Here is a 22501-nt window from a genome sequence, read left to right as displayed (position 1 = left end):
CTCACTGATCCGGTTATATTGTCGCAAACACTTTATCGAAGCCTGCTTTGGACTTGGCAAACAATTCACTTGAATCGACGGTTGGCGTTGGTGCCAGCACCTCTTGAGATACGACGCCATTGTATCCAATCGCCTTCAGGTTCTTCAAGAACCCCTGCAAATCGATTACTCCCTCGCCAGGGTATAAACGCTCATGATCCAGCAATTCTTCAATGGGCAGATCATAAGCATCATTGATATGAACATGGACAATCTGTTCCTTCTTAAGATCCAACACCTCTTCGATCTTTAATCCATTCGTATGCCAATGATAGGAATCCACCAATAAACCAACATTCGGAGCATGAATTGTTTCGATCCAGTCAAGAGTATCCTCCACACTCCAAATAAATGGATTCTTCCATTGAGTGCGCAGATGATGGCAACCCACAAACTCCAGGCCCAGTCGAATGCCATAGGCGTCCAGAATATCTGCACACAATCTCAATCGTTTGGTAGCTGCCGCCATAAATGATGCTGCTGGCTGATCTGTGGAAGGTAAAATATAGGTGCAACAGCTGTAACAGTTCAATGCAGCAGAGGCTTCTGCCATTTGAACCAGCGATTGAAGTCCATCACGAAACTGTTCATCTGTGGTTCTCCAGTCTACGGTCAGATCGGATGAACCGATGATCACCTGATTGCTCTCCAACAGATGTATAGCCTGTTCCTTGCCAACCTCTTCAATCAATGAGAGCGGATTCAAATCTACAGACTGAAATACGTAAGTTGCAGCGTTTGTAATATATTGTTCATTGGACTCGATGTTCCCTAAGCCTGCTCTTGTTAACCCTCTAATCATCCCAATCTCCTCCTAGGACCAGTCAAACAGTACACCGTTATACTGGTCTTTATTCAATCTCAGTCCCTCGTATGCTTCTTGTGCCTGATCCGGCTTCATCACATGACTGATCAATGGTTCGATATGCAGCTTGTTCTTTAACATCAGTTCAAATACAATGTTCGAATTTCTCACCAGAGAATGCTTAACGAATTCGTTCGGCTCAACCGGGAAGCGCCATTCATGTGCCCCCTTAAACGTAATGCAGCCTCGTCCATACAGGTGGCAGTAATTCAATATATCAGTGACATCCGTGTTATATTCGCCTCGTGGACTGCCGAGGAAAATAATCTCTCCCAGCTTCCCGATCCACTCCAGACTTTGAACACCTACTCTGGGTACACCCGTCGCCTCAATATGAGTGGATACACCTGCTCCATTCGTTATGGCATGTATCTTTTCTTTTACTTTATCTTCTCCGCCATGAAGCGTATAGTCAACCCCACATGTCTGGGCAGTTCGAATTCGTTCCGGTGACAGGTCCACGCCAATCACAGTTGCACCTTGAAGGCGTGCCAATTGAGCAGCCAAATTCCCTACAAGTCCAAGCCCCGTCACCCCCACAACGTCCCCAAGTTCAATATTGGATACACGAACTGAGGTGAATGCCACGGTTGCCATGCGGGTGAAGGGAACCCACTTCAAATCCAAGTGCTCAGGTACCTTGATGAAAACATGATCTGTGGATACCACTTGATATTCAGCATGTTGACCATAATGAAACACAGCGTCCCCGGGCTGAACATGGCGTACACCCTGTCCCACCTCGATCACTTCACTTACACTTGCATACCCCGGACATACGGGAAGCTTGGCCCACTCTTCTTTTCCCGATAACATGGCCAGCTCCGTCCCCGGACTGATGAGGGAATAGATTAATTTAACCAATACTTCCTTCTCCCCTAGGGCTGGCAAAATAAAATCCTCTTCTACCGTTTCCACTTGCAGCGGACGAGCAAACATGATCTTTCTATTCTTCATCACCTTCACTCCTTTCTTATCTTTTTAACTACAATATAAGACTTTTCATTCGCATTGTCTTTGATTGCAAAACCGATTTTTTATCTAAAACAACGATTTGATAACCTTTGCAAGCGAATCCAGCATAAATGTAAAAAGACTCACAAGATCCAATGATCTGTGAGTCTCATAATCAATTATATTCAGTCGTAATCTGATGCAATGCGGTACATTCATTAGATGACTGGCTACTTCAGGGATAGCCAGCCGTCATTGAAACCGGATTGGCCGCATGGTTCCTTTTTTGCTAATTTCACAGCTACACTTGTCACTTCTTAACCGCCAACTACGGCTGCAACCCATGAACCTCAAATTCATAGATTCGGGCTGCGGTATCACCGCCCTGCGTAGGTTTCAGCACATTCAGCTTCACATAACGAGCCTTGACCAGCGCAATTGCATCCGAGGTTTCGGCTGCGGCGTTCCCCTGTACATGAACTACATCTGACCAATTCACGCCATCAGCACTGACCTGGATCGAATAGTCGCTTGTATTAAAACCAGACCATTCCCCACCGCTCTCCGCATGTTTGATGACAAAACCGCTGATCTGATGTTCTTTGCCAAGATCAACTTGCAGCCAATGCGGCTGGTTACCCAGTGCGCACCACTTGCTGTTGTCCGTCACCTTGCCGTCAATTGCCTTTCCCGCACCTTCAGCAGGTCCACAGGCATGGTCGGCAGTGGCCGTTTTGCCAAGTGCGACATTTTTGATCCCGGAAGCACCCTTGCTTACGGTGATCAAAGCTTGCTTCGTTACGGTATCCTGCCCCGAACTGTTGGTAGCTGTAAGCGTCACATTGTACGTGCCTTCCTTGTCATACGTTACCACTGGATTTTGCTCCGTGCTGACAGCCGGACTGCCATTCTCAAAAGTCCAAGACCAGCCTTCCGTCACCTCGGAAGAGAGATCAGTGAAATGCACTTGCTGGCCAGGTGTGATAAGTGTTGCATCGGCCTTGAATCCTGCTTCCGGCTTCGGATACGCTGGCCACTGGATGGTCACGCTTGCAGCTTGGCCTCGCTCATATTTTGCATTCACTGCTACGACTTTCAGTATAGTTGCCTGTTCCGCGTTGATTCTCTTCATCTCAGGCACATAGAAGACGTTATTGGTGGTCGCACCCACCCAAGTCTCTTTGCCGTCGGGCAGAACACGGTAAATCTCATACTGCTGAACTTCCTCATCCAGTGCTTTCCACTGCAATCTGGCATCACCGTATATACCCCCGCGGAAATCGGATTGGATGACATTCAATTCTTGAACTGCTTCAAGTGGCTTCACTGGATTAGAATTGTTCCGAATGGATATCTGACCAATATGGATGTCATAATCCGATATGATTTCCTTGCTGTCAAAATGCAGAGACAATGCCACAATCCGCTTTCCTTTGTAAGGCGTCAGATTCAAGATGTCCGTCGTCCACCCCGATGCCTTTTTGTCTTTTACATCCAGAAAGACGAACTGGTCAGGACGGTCTGCAAAAGCCAGGCCAACCTTCATGCTCGGCTTGTTCTGCGTTTTGTACGTGATCGACAGCTTGGTAGCTGGCTCAATCTTCAGATCGGTTTGATACAGTTTCAGATGGGTGGCATTCGCCGAACTTAGCGTACCCGATACCTTGAGGGAACTGCCCCCATAGTAGGCATCCGACCAATCCAGGGACGGCGTAAGTGCGTTACCTTTACTCTCTGTCAGCCAGCGCCATGTCGGAAGTACGTCCTGCAAACTGCGATTATTCCATCCAGTCTCCCGCACCTGCGTGCCATCCACATAGAATTTCTCGCCACTGCCCGTGTTGAAGTTGGTCGTGAATGGCAGTTGGTCCACCGGCGATGATTCAACCACATTGTTCGCAATCCCTTTCCAGGCCTGGCTTGTCCCCGTATTGGCCGGGTTGCCGTTCTGCCCTACCCAGAATTTATTTTCACGAGCAAAGAAATCGGTCATGCTGTCCGCGCTGTTGTACGACCAATCCGGCCGATAAATGCCGAGGGAAGTTACAGCCGGTTTCCCCTCAGGAAACAGCAAATTCCATTTCAGACTGGTATCGTATCCTTTTGCTTCCACATCAATACCTGCGAACAGTTCAAATGGCGATCTGCCCAGGCTTTTGGCTTTGGCCGCAGAACTGCCAAGATCATTCCACCAGAAATTCAGGAACATGCTGTCCGATACCTTGTTCCCGTTATCCTGAAGGAACATCGCATTCCGGTCCGTCAGCGCATTTTGCCATGAAATATTGCCTTCCTTCGTCATGGAATCATACCAGATGATCTCCATACCCGCGGGCTTATGATCTTGAAGATAACGGAGGAATGTCTTCATTAACTGTGCGTCAGTGGCTGTTCCACCTTCAGTCTCCTGGTTGATAAACCAACCGTCAAAACCGTAATACTCTGCCACCTCTATCAGTTTATCCGCAGCCGGGAAGGAGCCGTCGCTGTTCTGCTGAAGCATTTGCTTCACCCACTCATATTTTCCACCGTATACGGATGGCGGGAAGAACACTGTGCCCATGATTGGCACTCCGTTCCGGTGTGCCGCATCAATCGTGTCAGCGCTTGGCGGCACAATAATACCTTCACCCGCCGAGCCACCCCAATATACGAGCTTGTCAACATACTGCCAGTAAGAGAACGTATTTGCAGAAAATGTATCCGATCCCTGTGATGGAACGCCGCTGGTTCCCTGGTTCAGTGCAGACAAGGCCATCACTTTGGGATCTTTCGTTGCGTTCGGGTTAACTGCCTCTCCTGTGAATCGGCTTTGGAGTGGAATAGTGCTCCGGTTGAAGGCCGCATCCGGGTCGGAAGCTGGATTCCAGTTAAGCAATTGTTCAGGCAGCCAATAGGATGAATAAGGTTGCTTCGCCAAGGCCGCTGAGGAAAGAACAGCGCATACCAATACTACAAATATGAGACTCGCACCAAGTTTTTTCATGCCATACCCTCCAATCCATTTTTGGCAATCCAATCAGGGTAAAAAAAGAAACGCCCGTCAAACCAGGACAGACGTTTCCATGTCTACTTTATAATTCAGGTTATTTTTGATTTGCAGCTTTCCATTCGTCGTACTGCTTTTGCGCTTCCGCAATCACTTTATCCAGACCTGCCGCTTTCAACTTCTCGATCGCTTTCGGCAGATGCTCATCCGGGTCAACAGCTCCCGTCATGATGGATGGGTAGAATTCCTTCACGATGGCGGAGATGGAAGCCACTTCCGTCTTCACCGGATCAGGATTGAAGTTGAAGCCAAAGCTCGGGGCAACTTTCGCGGAATTGTTGAATTCCTTGAACGCTTCCCACTTATCGGCTGGATCTTCCTTGTGCATGTAGGTCAAGAACAGGTTACCCAGAGCAAAACCGGGCATCTGGAATCCGTCCTTCATCGCTGGCAGATCCTCTATGACATTATCCGAAATCTTGTTGTAATGTGTTCCTTCAATACCGTAGTTGATCAGGTTACGCAGATATGGATCGGTATTGAGCAAGTTCAGGAACATCATAGCCCGTTCCGGGTTCTTGGAGTTCGCCGAAATTGCATGCATAGCGCCTGTTGCTGAGCCAGTGAAAATAACCGGATCCTGCATCGGTGTAGTCACGATATCATAGCCCGCACTTCTGGACCATCCCAGTTCGGCGTACGGCTGTGTCTGTTCACGGTCAACAAACCATTTGCCTGTTTTGATGTTGTCGATGCCTTCCAGTGTCGCTACATCCTTGCGCAGATAACCAGCCTGATAGTATTTACGGATGGTTTTCAATGAGCTTTTCAGCTCTTCAGATTCCAACACATTAACGTATTTACCGGTGTCTCCATTCATGTTGATACCAACCGGGAATTCGTCACCGAGCAGGAAGTCGAACGCCAGATAAGGCTTAAAGCCCTTCGGAACAGCCAGCGGAGTAATGTCTGCTGGTTCATTGTCCTTGATTTGCTGCAGGTAAGGCTCCAGATCTTCTAATGTACGAATCTTGCTGATGTCCATGTTGTATTTATCAACGTACTGCTTGTTGAAGCGCCATACCCATTGCGAAGCCAACTCTTTATTAACTGGCACGGCATAGTTTTGGCCATCAATCTGCGATCCTGTGAGGAATCGTGGATCAAGCTGCTCTTTAATACCCTGACCATACTTATCCAACAGATCATTGATTGGCAGGAAGGCTCCTCTGGTGGCATTTGGCAGATAGTCATAAGCCCAGGAAGAGGTGAAAGCGATATCATAATTTTCGCCCGAAGCGGTAATGACTGGCATACGTTTGGAATAATCACCCCAGTCAATCATCGTGATGTCGACGGTTGTGTTTATTTTCTCCATTAAGTATTTGTTCATTTCTTCCTGCACCATTGGCAGATCGCGCTGTGGACCACCAATCAGATATACTTTGAGCTTCACTGTGTCCTTATCGCCGGATTCTCCCCCGGATGCCGCATTTCCGCTTGTATCATTGGTATTACTGCCACCGCAGCCTGCTAGAACAGTAGAAAAAGCAAGCAGTAAAGTAACCATGAGCAGAGCGATTTTTCTTGTCTTCATGTGTATCCCCCTTATCAATGTTATTGTTACTGCCCTTTGAGGGCAGGCACAACCAGACTTATTCTTTGACCGAACCGATGGTCAGGCCTTGTATAAAATACTTTTGGAAAAACGGATACGCCAGCGCAACCGGCAGTGTTGCCAAGACAACCATTGCCATGCGGACGGTCTCCGTTGGCAGTGTCGAGGCAATGTCATAGGACACGACCCGGCTGCTGTTTTGCACAACAAAATCCATATTGTTCTGTATTCGAATCAGCAATGTCTGGAGTGGAATCAAATTCGCATTGTCGATATAGAGCAGCGCATTGAACCAGTCATTCCAGAATCCTAACGTACTGAACAATCCAATAGTCGCAATGCCCGGTAACGAAATCGGCAGTACGATGCGCGTATAGATACCGAATTCAGTAGCTCCGTCGATTTTGGCCGACTCAATAACCGCATCCGGCACAGTGGTCGTGAAAAATGTGCGCATAACGATAATGTAAAAAGCGTTCATGATTGACGGCAGGATCAGCGCCCAGATTGAATCCCGCAAGTGCAGCACCTGCGTAACCACAATGTAACTGGGAACGAGACCGCCGGAAAATAGCATGGTGAAGAAGGCCAAAAAGCTGAAAAACCGACGCTGAGCAAAATTTTTGCGCGAGATGGCATACGCATATGTCGTGACCAAATACAGTGTGAGCGCGGTTCCGACAACCGTCACCGTTAAAGTAACCCCAAACGATTGGGCCATCTGCTGCCCGGATTCCATAAGGAATCTGTAGGCATCCAGCGTCCAGACTTCAGGGAATAACTTAAATCCATTGATCGCCAGCGTCTTCTCATCGGTAAATGAGATGATAACGATGAACAGAAACGGAAAGATACAAGATAAGGCAAAAAGACCGATAGCTATATTAAAAATCACATTGGAAAATGGCGAAATGGCATTCAAATCTTTCGATTTCTGTCTGGTCCTCTTCGCATGGGCAGATGCCCGCTTTACCGGTTCGCTTAAATTACTCATGGACAGCACCCCCTTGCCGCAAGCCTAGAATACGGCATAATCCTTTTCAATTTTACGCACAGCATAGTTTGCCAGCAGGACAAGAATCAAACCGACAACCGATTGATACAATCCTGTAGCTGTACTCATTCCTGTATCACCCATAATGGTCAAGCCGCGGTATACAAACGTGTCGATGACATTGGTGACCGGATACAGCGCACCAGAATCCCGCGGAACCTGATAGAACAGTCCAAAGTCGGAACGGAAGATCCCGCCGATCGCCAGAATGGTGAGGATGATCATCAGTGGGCGGAGCAGTGGCAGCGTAATATACCGGATCTGTTTCCACTTCGTGGCGCCATCGATCATCGCTGCCTCATAATAAGAACGGTCGATACCTGCGATTGCCGCCAGATAAACTACACTGCCATAACCTGCACCTTTCCACAGGCCGAGCAGAATGAGAAAATACGGCCAATACCCTGTCTCACTGTACCAACTAACCGGATCTCCACCAAAATAGGTAATGATCTGGTTGAACACACCCTTTTCCACACTCAGAAACGAGAAGACGAAATAACTGATAATAACCCATGACAGGAAATAAGGCATAAACATTGCGGTCTGATAGATCTTCGCCAGCCGTTTGTTCAGCAGTTCGTTCATGATGATCGCAAGCGTCACCGCGAGCACCAACCCGAGAAAGATCAGACCCAGGTTATACAGAATGGTGTTACGTGTGATGATATAGGCGTCACTGGTGGAGAACAGAAACTCAAAGTTTTTGAACCCGACCCATTCGCTTTTTAGAACGCTTTCAAGAAATCCGCCCGGATGAATCCGGAAGTCCTTAAAAGCAATAATCGTTCCGAACATTGGCAAATAGGCAAAAATGATAAACCAAGCTGCTCCCGGCAGTACCAGCAGAAGAAACGCCTTGTTCTTCATCAGACTTTTGAAGATGCCCTGCACGGCTGTCCCTCCTTATAATCTCGTTCATTATCGCTTTAGCTACATCCAGTATTAATCCCCTATAATCAACACTGGACCTAAGCTCTTTTGTTGCTTTGGATTTCCTCGTTCACTCCTACCTCCATTATGCAAGCGCTACCAATTTTGAGATAGTTGAAAAAACCAATAATTTGATGGATTAATTAAAGATCGTGCATTCATTGCATTACAAAAAAGACACCCCCACATGGGGAGTGTCTCCATTCAGCCGGAGCTCCCGGCTTATTTTTTCATGTAGATCGACCGCAGCTCCGTAGGAGAAACGCCAGCATATTTCTTAAACTGTCTGTAGAAATAAGTGGAATCCCAATAACCCACCTCGCCCGCTATTTCTGCCGTCTTTTTGTCCGAATATAACAGCAAATGAGTGGCACGCTCGATCCGGTACTGGTTCACATAATCAGAAAACGTGGTACCGACCTCTTGCTGGAACAATTGGCCGAGGTAGTTCGGATGAAGCTCCATCCTCTGGCTGAGCGTCTTAAGTGAAAGCTCATCTTGATAGTGATTTTTCACCACCTCCAGCACAGACATGATATGCGGGCTGTACGTTTTCTCGGCGGTATGATATGTATCCAGCGTGTGATGAACAACTTTTCTGACCAATTGTTTCAGTTTGCTGAGCGTATGAATTCTGGACAGGGGCCCGAAGATGTCCCCGTAGTCAGGCGTTTTCTCCAGTTCCTTGGCGGCTAGCATAAGCTGGATGGCAGAATTGAAGAACGGTGTTCTTGCGAGACAAAGTTCCTTACCCTCAACACTGAAGAATTCGTCGATGAACCGGTCCACCTCTGTACCTTCCCCATCCCGCAGCAGCTTGTGGAATTGCTCCATCGCTGGCCCTGGCTTCTCTTGATGCTGATTGGTAGGTTCTTCGTTCTCCACTTGCATGATGAAGGTATTACAATCCATAAACAAATGGTTCTGAAGCCACAGCTTGACAGACTTACAGCTCTTCGGAAAACCCAGATAGGTCGACTCGGATTGACCGATGATCCCCCATACACGTGCACCTGTGTCCTCAGCAACCGCTTGCTTCATCTTGTTAAGTGCCTGGAGCTGCCATTCATCACTACTTTCCGTACCTGATGAAATGAACAGCAGCATGATGTCTCCCTCCTGATCGGGGAAACAGATGATACCGCAGCCATCCGGGAGGTCTTTGTTCCCGATCTGCTCACACTTCTCAGCAATTCCAGGCAGATACATCTGGGAATCCTCCCCTTTATCCTCCCCTACAATTCGCAAAGAAGCCGCACAATATGTGGACTTATTCATGGGAATCTCAAGCAGCTGCGCACGCTCACGGAATTCTTTGGCGTCAATGGTCTCGTTCGCCCACCGCTGCAAAATATTGTTGCGCAGAATCCTCCAGCTCTGATCCATCTGAATCTGGCGCATCTCTTCGTGCTCCCAATCCTGCTGCATATGCTTGATGGTCGCTTCCAGTTCATCCATATTGACTGGCTTGAGAAGGTAGTTCTCGACTCCAAGCGAGATGCCCTCCCGCACATATTTGAATTCTTCGTAACCGCTCAAAATAATGAATTTAGTATATGGATTGCGCGCTTTGGTCTCCCGGATCAGTTCAAGTCCGGTCATTTGCGGCATCATGATATCCGTAATAATCAGATCGACAGGAACCTCGTCCATCATTGCTAGCGCTTCCAACCCATTGCAAGCCGTTCCGGCAATTTGCATATTATTCTGATCCCAATCAATGATGGCTTGCATTCCTTTCACAATAAGCGGCTCATCATCGACCAACATTACACTTCTCATCCCGTTTCCTCCCTTGTAACTGGAATGCTGATGGTCACCTCACATCCTTCGCCCTCCACACTGTTCAGGTGCAGACCATAATCACTGCCATAATTCAGACGTATGCGGTCGTGGACGTTCTTAAGACCCAAAGATCGGTCAGATGTCTCAGTAGCTTCATCGCCCTTATGCAACCCATGCTGCAGTTCAAGCAACCTCTCCGCGGAAATCCCCTTTCCGTTATCCTTTACACGGATGCGAATCACGCCGTTCTCTTCTTCGGCTGTGATGGAGATTCGGTTATCCTCATCATTTGTACGAAAACCATGCACAATGTAATTCTCAATAATCGGCTGGACCAGCAACTTGACGACCATGCTTCCCGCCGCTGCATTCTCGATACGGGTCTCCACGTGCAGCTTGTCCTCATACCGGTACTGGACCAAAGCCAGGTACATGCCGCACAGCTCTATTTCCTCCGCCAAGGTTACATGTGTCTGCTTTTTGATCAAATGACGGAACATCGTGGCGAGAATATAAATCATCTGCCCAACATCCCTGGCTCCCAAACTGATGGCTTTCATGCGGATGCTTTCCAACGTATTATACAGAAAATGGGGATTAATCTGGGCTTGCAGAGCCACAAGCTGTGCGTTCTTTTGTTTGATCTCCGACACATATACCGTTTCTATGTAAGACTCCAGCCGATCACACATATGATTAAATCTCTGCGAAATCTGCTGCAGCTCATCTTCCCCCTCCATCTCGATACGTTTACTCAGATCACCTTCCTGCCAGCGACGCATGTAAAGCACGAGTCTATGAATTTTTTTGGAATAACGGCGGATGATGGTGAACGTCACCGCGATGCTAATCATGATGCACAGAATCACAATCCCAATGAGGCTGAAACGAATCGCCTGAAGGCTCTGTTTGATTTGCGACTCCGGAATAATAGAAGCCACGACCATTCCCGTATTCCCGATATTCAGCAGCTGCACCTTGGAGCGCTCCTCCAGATCCACCCAATCCTCCGGCAAATTCATCTTCCCCCAGTACGGGTAGACGGTGTTGTCATACTTGCCTTGCGAATCGAAAATCACCTGACCTTCCCCTGTCATCAACATGATCCGACTGTTCTTGCCGTCGAGTCTATCTCGAAGAAGCCCTTTGATACGGTCTGTATTCAGCTCAAACATAATTGCTCCGTACTGCTTCAATGTCACGGAGTCTTTGAGCACATTCGCGTAGCTGTAAGGGGTAGGCTCATCAGCCATTTTCCCTTCGAACAGCGGTTCGCTGCCCATGTATTGCCAAGGTGCACTCCTCAGCCGCTGGAACCAGTCCTGATGCCCTGCAGGCAGCTTGGGATGATAGTAAAAGTGCTGAGTCTCCCGATTAAGCACATAGAAGAAATCCTGATCCGTGCTGTATAACACGACATTTGCAATCGAAGCCTCATCCTTTAACAACAGACGTAATTGATAATCGAAGTTCCCTCGCTCTGTACGGTAGCTGTAAGCATATTGATTCAGACGCCAATTGAGAAAATCCTCGTATTCATGAGTCAAAAAATACTTCAGATCATCGCCGATCATGGCGTCGGTATAAATCTGCTGCACGGCATTATACAGCCGTTCGTATTGCTGATTCAGGTTGATACTGACAATATCCAGCTCCTGCAAACTGGCATCCATTTGTTCCTGTACCACTCGCTGTTCATAATAGCGGTAGGCCAACACCGATATGCTGATGAACAACAGGACCATCACCATGGAATAAAAGAGCAGGATTTTGTTGAACATTTTTTTCTTCAAGTAGTTCTTATACATGGTTCGTATCCTGGACATTCGCGCCTGAACACCTCCTCCAGACCAATTTCCAACTCAGTGTATCACCGTTTGGTTAAATTCGACAATCACCAGCCCTCAGAACCCGTAATCCATATTATGATTTGTCAAAATTGAATGGAAGCGCTATAATGGGCGCATTCCCCTATAAAAGTTATGTAATACATACTCGCTTTGGATGCTCTCTATATATGAATCACTCCCCGATAAAATGAACTGGGGGTTTTTAACGATGTTTCTTACTGAAAACAAACTACAAGCACGTATTCATGAATTATCCGAGCTCCGTTACCGGAATCGTTTGCCTTTAAATCATTTTCTTGCCTGCGAAGACCGCAGGGAAGAGATCAACCCGGTCCTGCCGGCAGATAATAGCCATTGGAAGCCTATGCATACAGGAGAAAGTTGGTCCGGTCGAGATCTCTATTTGTGGCTGCGTACAAAAGTCGAGTTCCCTGCCTCCTGGGCAGATAAACGGATTGTCGGACTGTTTGATTTTGGCGATACCGGGGGTGGTAACAATTCCGGGTTTGAATCCCTGTTCTACTGGGATGGCAAGCCGTTTCAAGGCGTAGATTCCAACCACAAGGAAGTGTTCTTTCCAGCCTCTGCCGCAGGCAGCACCAACGAGCTGGTCTTCCGCTTATGGTCCGGTCTGGAAGGTGGCGGTCAGCCCCGCAACCAGACGCATACGTTCAGACAAGCAGAACTGTGCTGGCTGGATGAAGCTGTTGATGATCTTGTATTTACAGGGTCGGCGATTCTGGAAACGGTCAACATTCTGGATGCCCATGCACCGGAACGCACAAAGCTGCTTCATGCGCTCCAGCAGTCCTTCCGCCTGATTGACTGGTCGCAGCCTAAGTCCGATGTTTTCTATTCTTCTGTGCATGACGCAAGGGATGACTTGAGCTCCCGATTGAGTGCGATGGACAAAGCCTCTGATGTGACTGTTACTTGTATCGGCCATACTCATATTGACGTTGCCTGGCTGTGGCGGTTGAAGCATACGCGCGAGAAATGCGCCCGCTCCTTCTCTACGGTCATGCGACTGATGGAGATGTTCCCGGAGTATGTTTTCCTTCAGACACAGCCCCAATTGTACGAATATGTGAAAGAGGACTACCCGGAACTGTACGAATCCATCAAGGAACGTGTCGCTGAAGGTCGCTGGGAAGCGGGCGGCGGCATGTGGCTGGAGGCTGACTGCAACCTGACTTCGGGCGAATCTCTGGTCCGGCAATTGCTGATCGGTACTCGTTTTCTCAAAGAAGAATTCGGGACGGATTGCCGATATCTCTGGTTGCCAGATGTATTCGGCTATAGCTGGTCCCTGCCGCAAATTCTGAAAAAATCCGGCATTCATACGTTCATGACGACCAAAATCAGCTGGAACCAATACAACCGCATGCCATTCGATACATTCCACTGGCGCGGAATTGACGGCTCAGAGGTGCTGACCCACTTCATTACCACGCCTGAGCCTTGGTCCGAGCCGGGTTCATGGTTCTATACCTATAACGGGAAAATCATTCCGAAGACGGTCAAGGGCATCTGGGATGCCTACCGCGACAAGGAGATGAACCAGGATCTGCTGCTGTCGTACGGATACGGAGACGGCGGAGGCGGAGTTAACCGTGAAATGCTGGAGATGAGACGACGGCTGGATCAACTGCCCGGACTGCCCAAGGTTAAGACAGGACGTGCAGATGATTATTTTGAAAAGCTGCAGGAGACAGTGGAGAAAACCGATTCGTACATCCATACATGGGACGGCGAACTGTATCTGGAGTATCACCGCGGAACGTATACCAGTCAGGCGTACAACAAACGGATGAACCGCAAGCTTGAGCTGGCTTACCGCGAAGCAGAATGGCTGAATGCATTGCAAAGTATTGTGCATAATGACTGGAATCTGTATCAAGCGAAGTCTCTGACTGCGGGTTGGAAAATCATTTTGCGCAACCAGTTCCATGACATCATTCCCGGTTCCTCCATCACAGAGGTGTATGAGGATAGCAGAATTGAATATGCAGAAGCTGAGCAGATTGGCAGTCACGTGGACACGCAGGCTCGGATGGCTATCGCTGGCAGCGGAGAATCTCCGCATACGTACACCATTTGGAACTCCTCCCCATGGGTCGTTACAGAAATTGTGAGCATTCCTGCGGCATCAGGTGAATTGGAAACGGGGACTTGGCTGAGCGATTCCGGTGAGATCCTGAACGCTCAATACCAGGATGCCCTTTGGTCCGTCGAGGTGAAGGATATTCCTTCGCTGGGGTACACCACCATTCACTTCCAGATCAGTACGGTAAACGAAATCCCTGAGCATTCGCCATTCATCCACTCAGCCAATGGAATTGAGACGCCGTTCTATCTGCTCGAGTGGAACGAGAATGGGCAGTTGACACGCCTTTACGATAAAGAGTCACACCGTGAGGTGCTTGCCAAAGGCGCTAGAGGCAATGTGCTTCAGGTGTTCGAGGACAAACCGCTTGCCCACGAAGCCTGGGATATTGATATCTTCTATCAGGAGGATATGCGAGAGATTACGAAATGCACCAGCATTGAAGTCGTAGAGACTGGGCCGCTTCAGGCCGTGATTCGCTTCGCTTGGGAATACCTCGGCTCCACGATTACGCAGAACATGACTGTATATGCCGGGCAGCGGCGAATCGATTACGCCACAGAGGTGGATTGGCATGAACAGCAGCAACTGCTGAAAGTTGCCTTTCCAGTCGGCATCCGCTCTACCGAAGCCACCTATGATATTCAGTTCGGTAACGTTAAACGGCCGACGCACTGGAACACAAGTTGGGACTGGGCGCGTTTCGAATCCGTTGGCCATCAATGGGCGGATCTGTCCGACAGAGGTTATGGCGTCAGTTTGCTGAATGATTCCAAGTACGGTTATGACATTAAAGATAACGTCATGCGGCTGACCCTGATCAAGAGCGCTACGCACCCTGATCCACATGCCGATCAGGGACTGCACAGCTTCACCTATGCTCTTCTTCCGCATCAGGGAGATTGGCTGGTTGGCGGAACCGTGCAGCAAGCCTGGCTTCTAAATTCTCCGGCTCGATATACAGTGGGACAATCAGAGCAACCAAGTCGCTCCATGTTCACCTTGTCCGGCAGCACAGCCATGATCTCGGCAGTTAAGAAGGCGGAGGATTCCAATCGTGTCATCGTACGCGTTCATGATTATTCCGGCAGCATGAATATGCTTGAACTGACAAGCGATCTACGGATTCACGCATGGAGAGAATGCAATCTTATGGAAGTACCGGAGGGCGAACTCCTGTATGATACACCGATAACTTTTGCTCTTGAACCTTATGAAATCAAGACGTTTGAGATTGATCTGAGAGTATAACCCTATAGCTGCAGCAGCTTAACCAAAGAAACGAGCAAGTCCCCAGATGATGGGCGACTTGCTCGTTTCTTCGTGTTGTGGTTATTCGATCGTTATTAAGGCAGTAACTGTTCGCAACCTGTACTTCTCAATGACGTATTATAGAACAAAATGGAAAGGATGACGTTTATATGGCAGTGTCACTCAAAAAAATCAAGTCCCCCACCTTCATTTTCTTTTCATGCGTTCTGGTCCTGTCCGTAATCGTCGCGATCCTGTCCAGAACTTATTTCACAGAGCCGATTTTCCATGTTGAGAACAACAAGTACACATTCAATAGTGAACAAGGTAATCTAACGACTTATCGCAGCGGAACGGCAGATCCTATTCAAGTACGCCTTGATCATCAGGAGCGGACTGTTTACATCAATCATCAGCAATATCTCATCACGAAAATTGATTCTGCGTTCAGTACAACGTATGACTTGATATATCCTAACGGGAACAAGTATGAAGTCCAAGATCATTCGGGACAATTAATAAGTTTTGATGCAAAAGGCAATAGCGTTTCCGAGGTCTTCTTGTACGTTGGCAGCCAGAGAGTACTTCAGGATGGGGAAGAACAATTCTCTCCTGCAACGCTTGTAACAGCCGCTTACCCGGAATATCATTACACTCGTGGTGCTCCAGGTTATCTGTTTCTCGCATTAGCCGCAGTGATATTCGGATGGTGCAGCTTCCGCTATCAAAAATTTCAAGACTTCCTTTTCTACCTCTCGCTTCGTTCGTTCTGGGCGAACGATGTCGAGCCTAGCGAATTTGATTACTTTTTGAGCAAGGTATGCGGAATTGTCTTTATGATAGGGGCTTTCTGGATCGCTTTTAAAGCATTCTAAACTGGAAGCACGTTCGATATGCGATATTTGATTTATTTTACCGTCTCCAATGTATATCGATTGCGTGGAATCTCAAGATTCAAATTACCGCGCAGTGTCTCATGCTCATACTCGGTACGGAACAGGCCGCGCTCTTGCAAGACAGGTACGACCAGATCCACGAAGTCCGCGAGTCCGTTCGGCACAACTGTACGAATATTGAAACCGTCCGCAGCTCCCCCTTCGAACCATTCCTGAATCTGATCAGCAATCTGATCCGGTGTACCGATGAAGGATGTGCGCGGCGTTGATGCAAGCAATGCCACTTGGCGGAGGGTCAGTCCCTGTTCTCGTGCCTGCTGCTTGATCTTGTCCGTTGTACTGCGGAAGCTATTACTGCCCAAATCACCAATCTCCGGGAAGGGCTCATCCAATGGGAATTGGGCGAAGTTATAATGATCGAAGTATCGGCCCAAATAGTTCAGTGCCTGGTCAATGCTGACCAATTCCGCGATCTCCTGATATTTGCGCTCCGCTTCTTCCTCCGTTCTGCCCACAATGGGACCGATGCCAGGGAAGATCAGAATATCTTCTGCCTTACGTCCATAAGCCACCGCTCTTGCCTTCACATCCGAATAGAACTCCTTAGCTTCCTCCAGCGTCTCATGCCCCGTATATACAGCATCAGCCGATCGGGCCGCCAGATCCTTGCCGGATTCGGAAGAACCTGCCTGGAAAACGACCGGATGTCCCTGCTTCGAGCGCGCCACATTGAGTGGCCCCTGAACGGAAAAGTGATCTCCCTGGTGGTTCAACGTATGCATTTTGGATGGGTCGAAGAAAACACCATTCTCTTTGTCCCCGATAAACGCGTCATCCTCCCAGGAATCCCACAGTCCTTTAACCACATTCAGATGTTCTTCTGCAATTTCGTAGCGCAGTGCGTGGTCCGGATGTTCACCTTTGCCAAAATTCAGAGCCGAGCCTTCAAGTGGCGAAGTGACTACGTTCCATCCGGCTCGTCCTCCACTAATATGGTCCAAAGAAGCAAACTGTCTTGCTACCGTGAACGGCTCACTGTATGAGGTGGACAACGTCGCAACCAGCCCGATATGTGAGGTTGCTCCCGCGAGAACGGAGAGCAGGGTTAACGGTTCAAAACGATTCAGGAAATGCGGGTTGGATTTCTCGTTAATAAATAGGCCGTCCGCAATAAAAAGCAGATCGAACTTCCCTTCCTCCGCCTTAATCGCCTGCTTCTTGTAGAAATCCAGATTTACGCTGGCATTGATTGGAATATCCGGGTGCCGCCAAAAAGAAATGCTATTTCCCACTCCATTCAAGTTTGCTCCCAATCTCAATCGTCGTTGTGACATATGAATTCCTCCCTTTGTTGTGGTGATGAACAATGAATTCAGTTCGAGTACCTTTTTTCTCTGAGAATCGCTTCTTCATTTCATCATTTCTTTATGCTGTTTGCGCCTGCTTCTGCTGCTGCCATACCCAATCCCGGTTTATTCGTCTGGTTCCTTTCGCTTACCCGGACTGTCCAGGCTGCTCCCAGAAGGACAATGCCTGTCAGGAGAAATATAAAAGGAATCCCCGTCCATCCGCCCAGAAAACCGCCGAGTAACGGGCCGAGTACAATACCGAATTGATTCGCCGTCTGACTCAGACTGACAGCCCTTCCCCGAAAATCACGGTCAGCATATTTGATGATCAACGCATTCAAGGCCGGATATACGGCTGCGAAGAACAGACCATAAACAAATCGCAAACTTCCAAAATAAATGAGGTTATACGCCGTCAGTTGCAGTAAACTGCCAATGCCACCGCCCAGCAGGCCGATAAACAACGTTTTCTCGTATCCGATCTTTCCGCCAATCCTTCCCCAGCGCGGCCCCATAATTACCGTTGCCACACCGATGGCCGAGAAGACGATTCCTGCACTAAGTGTTGCACTACTGACATCACCACCAATCTGGACCACATAAAGCGTCAGTACAGGTTCGATAATGAGCACGGAAGTTGAAACGAGCAAAATCAAACCATAAATCCGCATTAATCCCGGCGTGGCGGCAGCTTTTTTCAAATCACCCAGAATACTTGTACGAACCACAGTGCGGGGACCGCGGGCTTCCTTTACCCATATCACCATCACAGCCGAGAGCAGCGTAATAATTCCCGAGGCGATAAAGCATCCGCGCAGACCGATCCACTGGCTCAGTACTCCACCCACAAGCGGTCCCAGAATTCCCCCAGCAGCCGTGGATGTGGAGATGACACCAAGCGCATAACCTACATGCTTCTCCGGTGTATTGGTGCCGACCAACGTAATGGATGCAGGATTGAAGCCGGCCATGAGTCCCTGAAATATCCGCACAGCGATAAATGTGTAAGGATCATAAACGAAATAGTTAGCCAGATGAGCAATGGCGAGGCCAACGCCCGAACGAATCAGCATCAGTTTGCTTCCATATCTGTCAGCCAGCGAGCCCCAGAATGGAGCACATAGTCCGCTGATCAGAAAGCTGATCGAGATCGAAATGCCGGACCAGACTTCCAATCCGCTCTGGATACCGAGATCATTTTGCAGAAATAGCGGAAAGAACGGAACAGACAAGGTGTAAGACATATGATTGAAAAATAGACCAAACCACAAAATATACAGATTTCGCTTCCAATGCGGCATCTTGGCATTCTCCATACTATATAATTCCTATATAAAAAGTAGGTTATTATCCATATTAGGATACCGTCACTGGAAAGTATAATAGAAAAGTTCAATAGACCCATTCAAGAATTAAATGAATGGATCTGTTTTATGCTGCTATTTTGACCGTAAAATTACTTCACTTGAACGGACATGAATACATCCACCTCATCTTCACTGTCCAAAACAAACCCAAAGCGTTCATACAAACGCCGAGCCGGACTGCCCTGCAATACATTTAAAGTAACATTTCTGCCCTTAACGTCATCCCGTTTCAATAGCATATTCAGCACTTGGGTCCCTATTTGCCGACCCTGATAATCGGGATGGATATAGAAATGTTCCAGCAGCATCTCCTCTGACTTGGGCTTCAATGCTACACACCCCACCCGTTCACCCTCAAACTCGATAATCCATGTATACTCAGGATCAAATGTATTACGGAAACGTTCACGAACCTTCACATCATCGTATCTTCCCAACCGGTTTAGATCATCATATAGAACCAAAGCTCGCAACTCAGCAAGGTGCTCCTCATCTGCCTGCTTGGATTGAAGCATGGTTATTTGGATCATTGAAAGGACTCCTTTTACGTTTATTCGAATTCATGCTGCCTACGTTGCATTGTCCTCATCCTTTTCTTCCAGACACTTCTGAATGAATTCAAATAACCCCGCAGCTTCAATTGATCGATGTCCCCAATCATGCCAAAAATACAACACCTGTCCTACCGTTCCAGAACCTGATGGGTCTGTGTCCAGACATAGATAATCCCCACCGCCATTTTCTGCGATCGGAATCCATTTGCAGTTCCACAGTACTGGCTTAATGGTATCATCTTCAATCTCAGGCTCCATATCATCCGGGTCGAATTCTTCCTGCAAAAACGCCCAATTCTCCTTAACCTGATCCAGAGGCGACAATGTCAGGTTCCGCACAAAGCAATCTACGCCAACATTCCAGACTTGTCCGTTATGTACACGATACAGAGCCTTCATCTCTTCAGGCAATGTCACCCCAAGTTGATTTTCCACAGATTGAAAATCTTCATCGCTCGCACCAGGTTGAAGATTGAGCGCTACCTCAAAATCTGCATTTGCTCCTGTTCCTTTTGCAATAATACGTTGCCATAGCAGCTCTGCTTGCTCGATCATTCTCATCCTCCTTTTTGTGTGCTATATAGATTGTCTAGTCTAATGATATAGAAAATCTATACTTCACGTTTCTCCTCAGGAGTATAGTTAATTCATTGATAATCCATATCCTTGTTTATCTTTCAACTGTACGATATCAGAGATAGGAAATACAAGGGAGTGCATGACGATCCAGTTAATCCCATCATTTTGCCAAATCAAAAAGCACCGCCCAACGGATTAATTCCGTATAGACAGTGCCCATTTTATAGCCTTTTTAGTGCATATCATGTTATTACTATTGTCTATATAGATTTCAATGCATCATTGATCTATGAGGATTTGATAAATTCATCTGGCCAGAGCAGAATCCGTTCAGTTTATTATCCCACATTTTTTGGGTTATGTACTTCATCTGAAACTTAAATGATTTCGTTATTCATTCTCTTGGCTTGTACACTCTCTTTGATGATCTTAGAACGATTCCAGACAACAAACTTGAAGACATGTCCACTGTCTAATGTAATGGTAATTCCGTTAGGGATTAGTCCCCATGTCGCACTTTTCTCAATCTTAGTCATAGCCCAGATCTCGATTTGAACCCATTCCGTCTGAAAATTCAGACCATGAGGAATAAAAATTAATCGTTCATTAGTTAGAAAAAGCTTTCTCCTACTCCTTCAAAACCTCTTAACCAGTTTGCATGAATACTCTCAAAAATGACGTGTTCATGGGGGCCAATTCTTCCATTTCTATCAGTCTCCTTTTTCAGCCTATAGCTTGAATCACTATTATTATAGGTCGTTTTGACCGAAATAGGAATATTTTGCGCATGTTCATTTGTAAAAAAGCATTGCCCAACGGAATCACTCCGTCTTGGACAATGCTTCATAAATTTTTTTACTTTGAAAAGAAAGCTTCCTCTCGATTCCGGATTACATCTCTTTCAAAATACCTTTAACCAGTCCAATAAAGGTTGTTTTCACTTTTGCCGCGACTTCAATCACTTCATCATGACTTAACGGTTGGTCCAGAATGCCGCAGGCCATATTGGTCAGACAGGAAATTCCCAGTACTTTCATCCCACCATGGATGGCTACAATCGCTTCAGGTACCGTCGACATCCCCACAGCATCCGCGCCCATCGTACGAATCATGCGAATCTCTGCTGGAGTCTCATACGCCGGACCACTCCACCATGCATATACCCCTTGCTGCAAACCGACATCCTGCTCCTCCGCTACCTTCAGGGCGATACTGCGGAGTTCGCGATTATATACCTGTGACACGTCCGGGAAACGCACACCCAGTTCGGCATTATTCGGACCCATCAGCGGATTATTGCCTACCAGATTAATATGATCGGTAATCAACATAAGCTGTCCAGGTTCGAAGCTGGTATTGATCGCTCCACAAGCATTGGTGATAATCAACTGCTCGACACCCAGTGCTTTCATAATCCGAACCGGGAACGTTACTTCATCCAGCGTGAAACCTTCATAATAATGAAGGCGTCCTTTCATCGCTACGACAGTCTTGCCCATCAATTCTCCAATGACCAATTCGTTGGCATGACCAATAGCCTCGGATTGAGCAAAATAAGGAATGTCCGTATATGGAATGACGGTAGCATTCTCGATCTCGTCCGCGAGCGCTCCCAGCCCTGATCCCAGAATCATGCCCACGACAGGCTTGTTATTAATACGGTTTAATATGTAATCTCTGGCTTCCTGAATATGTGCAGATTGATGCATAAATATATTCCCCCTGAACATCTGAGTTTGGATTAAGTAAGTGCTATAAACCAAGTGTAATGAACAATCGCGGACATGTAAATGGGAGCTGGATAAAGTGGCCTCTGTCTCTCCTCCCGAAGCCGGTTAAGGTTTGAGCCCGGACTGTAACACCTCGAAATATTGTCTCAAAATCCAATCAAATTCAGGTTCGTCATCCTCTATGTTTTCAACATACTTCCATAAAAGCAGTTCTTCCGTCTCGATGTTCACAACCTCATATTCCATTTGTTTTGATGCCCAGACAGTCACCTGACCGATGGCATACTCGGACTCATGAATGAATCCGGTTGACGGATCAGGGATAAGTCGTTCATCGATGTTCCCCTGTTTGGCCTGCTCCGTCGAGATACCCAACGTTTGCAACCGTTCCGCCTGACACTGGGCCCATTGATTAAATTGGTTTCGGATCATATGAAAAGCTTCCCCACCTTCTGAATTGACCAACATACATGTCTTTCATGCTTCAACTGTACACAAAAAACCGATCCTCTGTCGAGAATCGGTTCAGTTATTAAATACGGATAAGGTATTCCGCTATTCCGCACTGACATGTAATGATA

General features: G+C 47.5%; 16 protein-coding genes and 1 pseudogene. 2 read left to right on the top strand and 15 right to left on the bottom strand.

Features of this window, described 5'->3' with window-relative positions:
- Positions 1–13: 13 nt before the first annotated feature.
- The 8 genes from DC345_RS13530 to DC345_RS13495 all read right to left on the bottom strand — a co-directional run bounded on the left by DC345_RS13530 (position 14) and on the right by DC345_RS13495 (position 12063).
- Positions 14–841 carry a sugar phosphate isomerase/epimerase family protein gene (locus DC345_RS13530; protein WP_113053541.1) on the bottom strand — a complete coding sequence of 276 codons (828 nt, stop codon included), beginning with the start codon at positions 839–841 and terminating at the stop codon, positions 14–16.
- 12 nt (positions 842–853) lie between these two features.
- Entirely contained in the window at positions 854–1861 is a 1008-nt protein-coding gene (locus DC345_RS13525) for a zinc-dependent alcohol dehydrogenase (RefSeq protein ID WP_113053540.1), read from the bottom strand.
- Positions 1862–2186: 325 nt separating this feature from the next.
- The gene (locus DC345_RS13520) at positions 2187–4844 is read right to left on the bottom strand and encodes an endo-beta-N-acetylglucosaminidase (RefSeq protein WP_113053539.1); all 2658 of its coding nucleotides are present in this window, start codon (positions 4842–4844) and stop codon (positions 2187–2189) included.
- 100 nt (positions 4845–4944) lie between these two features.
- Positions 4945–6444 (bottom strand): ABC transporter substrate-binding protein, encoded by a 1500-nt coding sequence (locus tag DC345_RS13515; protein WP_076287867.1) that lies wholly within the window; start codon positions 6442–6444, stop codon positions 4945–4947.
- 58 nt (positions 6445–6502) lie between these two features.
- Positions 6503–7459 carry a carbohydrate ABC transporter permease gene (locus tag DC345_RS13510; RefSeq protein WP_113053538.1) on the bottom strand — a complete coding sequence of 319 codons (957 nt, stop codon included), beginning with the start codon at positions 7457–7459 and terminating at the stop codon, positions 6503–6505.
- 24 nt (positions 7460–7483) lie between these two features.
- Positions 7484–8389, bottom strand: a complete 906-nt coding sequence (locus DC345_RS13505) for an ABC transporter permease (RefSeq protein WP_205524889.1) — start codon at positions 8387–8389, stop codon at positions 7484–7486.
- A gap of 285 nt (positions 8390–8674) precedes the next feature.
- The gene (locus DC345_RS13500; RefSeq protein ID WP_113053537.1) at positions 8675–10234 is read right to left on the bottom strand and encodes a response regulator transcription factor; all 1560 of its coding nucleotides are present in this window, start codon (positions 10232–10234) and stop codon (positions 8675–8677) included.
- On the bottom strand, positions 10231–12063 hold the full coding sequence (locus DC345_RS13495; RefSeq protein ID WP_113053536.1) for a cache domain-containing sensor histidine kinase: 1833 nt from the start codon (positions 12061–12063) through the stop codon (positions 10231–10233). The genes DC345_RS13500 and DC345_RS13495 overlap by 4 nt, the downstream gene beginning before the upstream one ends.
- Positions 12064–12295: 232 nt before the next feature.
- Here DC345_RS13495 and DC345_RS13490 point away from each other — a divergent pair, with 232 nt between their 5' ends.
- Both DC345_RS13490 and DC345_RS13485 read left to right on the top strand, forming a co-directional pair.
- Positions 12296–15445, top strand: a complete 3150-nt coding sequence (locus DC345_RS13490) for an alpha-mannosidase (protein WP_113053535.1) — start codon at positions 12296–12298, stop codon at positions 15443–15445.
- Positions 15446–15615: 170 nt separating this feature from the next.
- Positions 15616–16320: a DUF6199 family natural product biosynthesis protein gene (locus DC345_RS13485; RefSeq protein WP_113053534.1), complete on the top strand. Its 705-nt coding sequence runs from the start codon at positions 15616–15618 to the stop codon at positions 16318–16320.
- A gap of 32 nt (positions 16321–16352) precedes the next feature.
- Here DC345_RS13485 and DC345_RS13480 read toward each other — a convergent pair whose 3' ends face one another.
- The 7 genes and pseudogenes from DC345_RS13480 to DC345_RS13450 form a co-directional block, all read right to left on the bottom strand.
- Positions 16353–17675, bottom strand: a complete 1323-nt coding sequence (locus DC345_RS13480; protein ID WP_113053533.1) for an LLM class flavin-dependent oxidoreductase — start codon at positions 17673–17675, stop codon at positions 16353–16355.
- 83 nt (positions 17676–17758) lie between these two features.
- Entirely contained in the window at positions 17759–19006 is a 1248-nt protein-coding gene (locus tag DC345_RS13475) for an MFS transporter (RefSeq protein WP_113053532.1), read from the bottom strand.
- A 140-nt stretch (positions 19007–19146) separates the two neighbouring features.
- Entirely contained in the window at positions 19147–19587 is a 441-nt protein-coding gene (locus DC345_RS13470) for a GNAT family N-acetyltransferase (protein WP_113053531.1), read from the bottom strand.
- 39 nt (positions 19588–19626) lie between these two features.
- Positions 19627–20166 carry an SMI1/KNR4 family protein gene (locus tag DC345_RS13465; RefSeq protein WP_113053530.1) on the bottom strand — a complete coding sequence of 180 codons (540 nt, stop codon included), beginning with the start codon at positions 20164–20166 and terminating at the stop codon, positions 19627–19629.
- A 401-nt stretch (positions 20167–20567) separates the two neighbouring features.
- Positions 20568–20801 (bottom strand): annotated as a pseudogene (locus tag DC345_RS13460) (hypothetical protein); the annotation flags it as partial.
- Between the two features lie 279 nt (positions 20802–21080).
- A complete protein-coding gene (locus tag DC345_RS13455; RefSeq protein ID WP_113053528.1) occupies positions 21081–21899 on the bottom strand; it encodes a purine-nucleoside phosphorylase in 819 nt (272 codons plus the stop codon).
- A 126-nt stretch (positions 21900–22025) separates the two neighbouring features.
- Positions 22026–22352, bottom strand: a complete 327-nt coding sequence (locus DC345_RS13450) for an immunity protein TriTu family protein (protein WP_146752132.1) — start codon at positions 22350–22352, stop codon at positions 22026–22028.
- Between the last annotated feature and the right edge of the window lie 149 nt (positions 22353–22501).

The sequence above is a fragment of the Paenibacillus taichungensis genome (assembly GCF_003287275.1).
GTDB lineage: Bacteria > Bacillota > Bacilli > Paenibacillales > Paenibacillaceae > Paenibacillus > Paenibacillus taichungensis_A.
The sequence above is the reverse complement of the archived record's forward strand: the minus strand, read 5'-3'. Positions and strand labels throughout refer to the sequence as shown.

Excerpts from the sequence above, each read along its gene's own strand:
- DC345_RS13510 (WP_113053538.1), bottom strand. The coding sequence starts at position 7,459 with ATGAGTAATTTAAGCGAACCGGTAAAGCGGGCATCTGCCCATGCGAAG.
- DC345_RS13485 (WP_113053534.1), top strand. The coding sequence starts at position 15,616 with ATGGCAGTGTCACTCAAAAAAATCAAGTCCCCCACCTTCATTTTCTTT.
- DC345_RS13525 (WP_113053540.1), bottom strand. The coding sequence starts at position 1,861 with ATGAAGAATAGAAAGATCATGTTTGCTCGTCCGCTGCAAGTGGAAACG.
- DC345_RS13450 (WP_146752132.1), bottom strand. The coding sequence starts at position 22,352 with ATGATCCGAAACCAATTTAATCAATGGGCCCAGTGTCAGGCGGAACGG.
- DC345_RS13500 (WP_113053537.1), bottom strand. The coding sequence starts at position 10,234 with ATGAGAAGTGTAATGTTGGTCGATGATGAGCCGCTTATTGTGAAAGGA.
- DC345_RS13455 (WP_113053528.1), bottom strand. The coding sequence starts at position 21,899 with ATGCATCAATCTGCACATATTCAGGAAGCCAGAGATTACATATTAAAC.
- DC345_RS13515 (WP_076287867.1), bottom strand. The coding sequence starts at position 6,444 with ATGAAGACAAGAAAAATCGCTCTGCTCATGGTTACTTTACTGCTTGCT.
- DC345_RS13520 (WP_113053539.1), bottom strand. The coding sequence starts at position 4,844 with ATGAAAAAACTTGGTGCGAGTCTCATATTTGTAGTATTGGTATGCGCT.
- DC345_RS13475 (WP_113053532.1), bottom strand. The coding sequence starts at position 19,006 with ATGGAGAATGCCAAGATGCCGCATTGGAAGCGAAATCTGTATATTTTG.
- DC345_RS13495 (WP_113053536.1), bottom strand. The coding sequence starts at position 12,063 with ATGTCCAGGATACGAACCATGTATAAGAACTACTTGAAGAAAAAAATG.
- DC345_RS13530 (WP_113053541.1), bottom strand. The coding sequence starts at position 841 with ATGATTAGAGGGTTAACAAGAGCAGGCTTAGGGAACATCGAGTCCAAT.
- DC345_RS13480 (WP_113053533.1), bottom strand. The coding sequence starts at position 17,675 with ATGTCACAACGACGATTGAGATTGGGAGCAAACTTGAATGGAGTGGGA.
- DC345_RS13505 (WP_205524889.1), bottom strand. The coding sequence starts at position 8,389 with ATGAAGAACAAGGCGTTTCTTCTGCTGGTACTGCCGGGAGCAGCTTGG.
- DC345_RS13465 (WP_113053530.1), bottom strand. The coding sequence starts at position 20,166 with ATGATCGAGCAAGCAGAGCTGCTATGGCAACGTATTATTGCAAAAGGA.
- DC345_RS13490 (WP_113053535.1), top strand. The coding sequence starts at position 12,296 with ATGTTTCTTACTGAAAACAAACTACAAGCACGTATTCATGAATTATCC.
- DC345_RS13470 (WP_113053531.1), bottom strand. The coding sequence starts at position 19,587 with ATGATCCAAATAACCATGCTTCAATCCAAGCAGGCAGATGAGGAGCAC.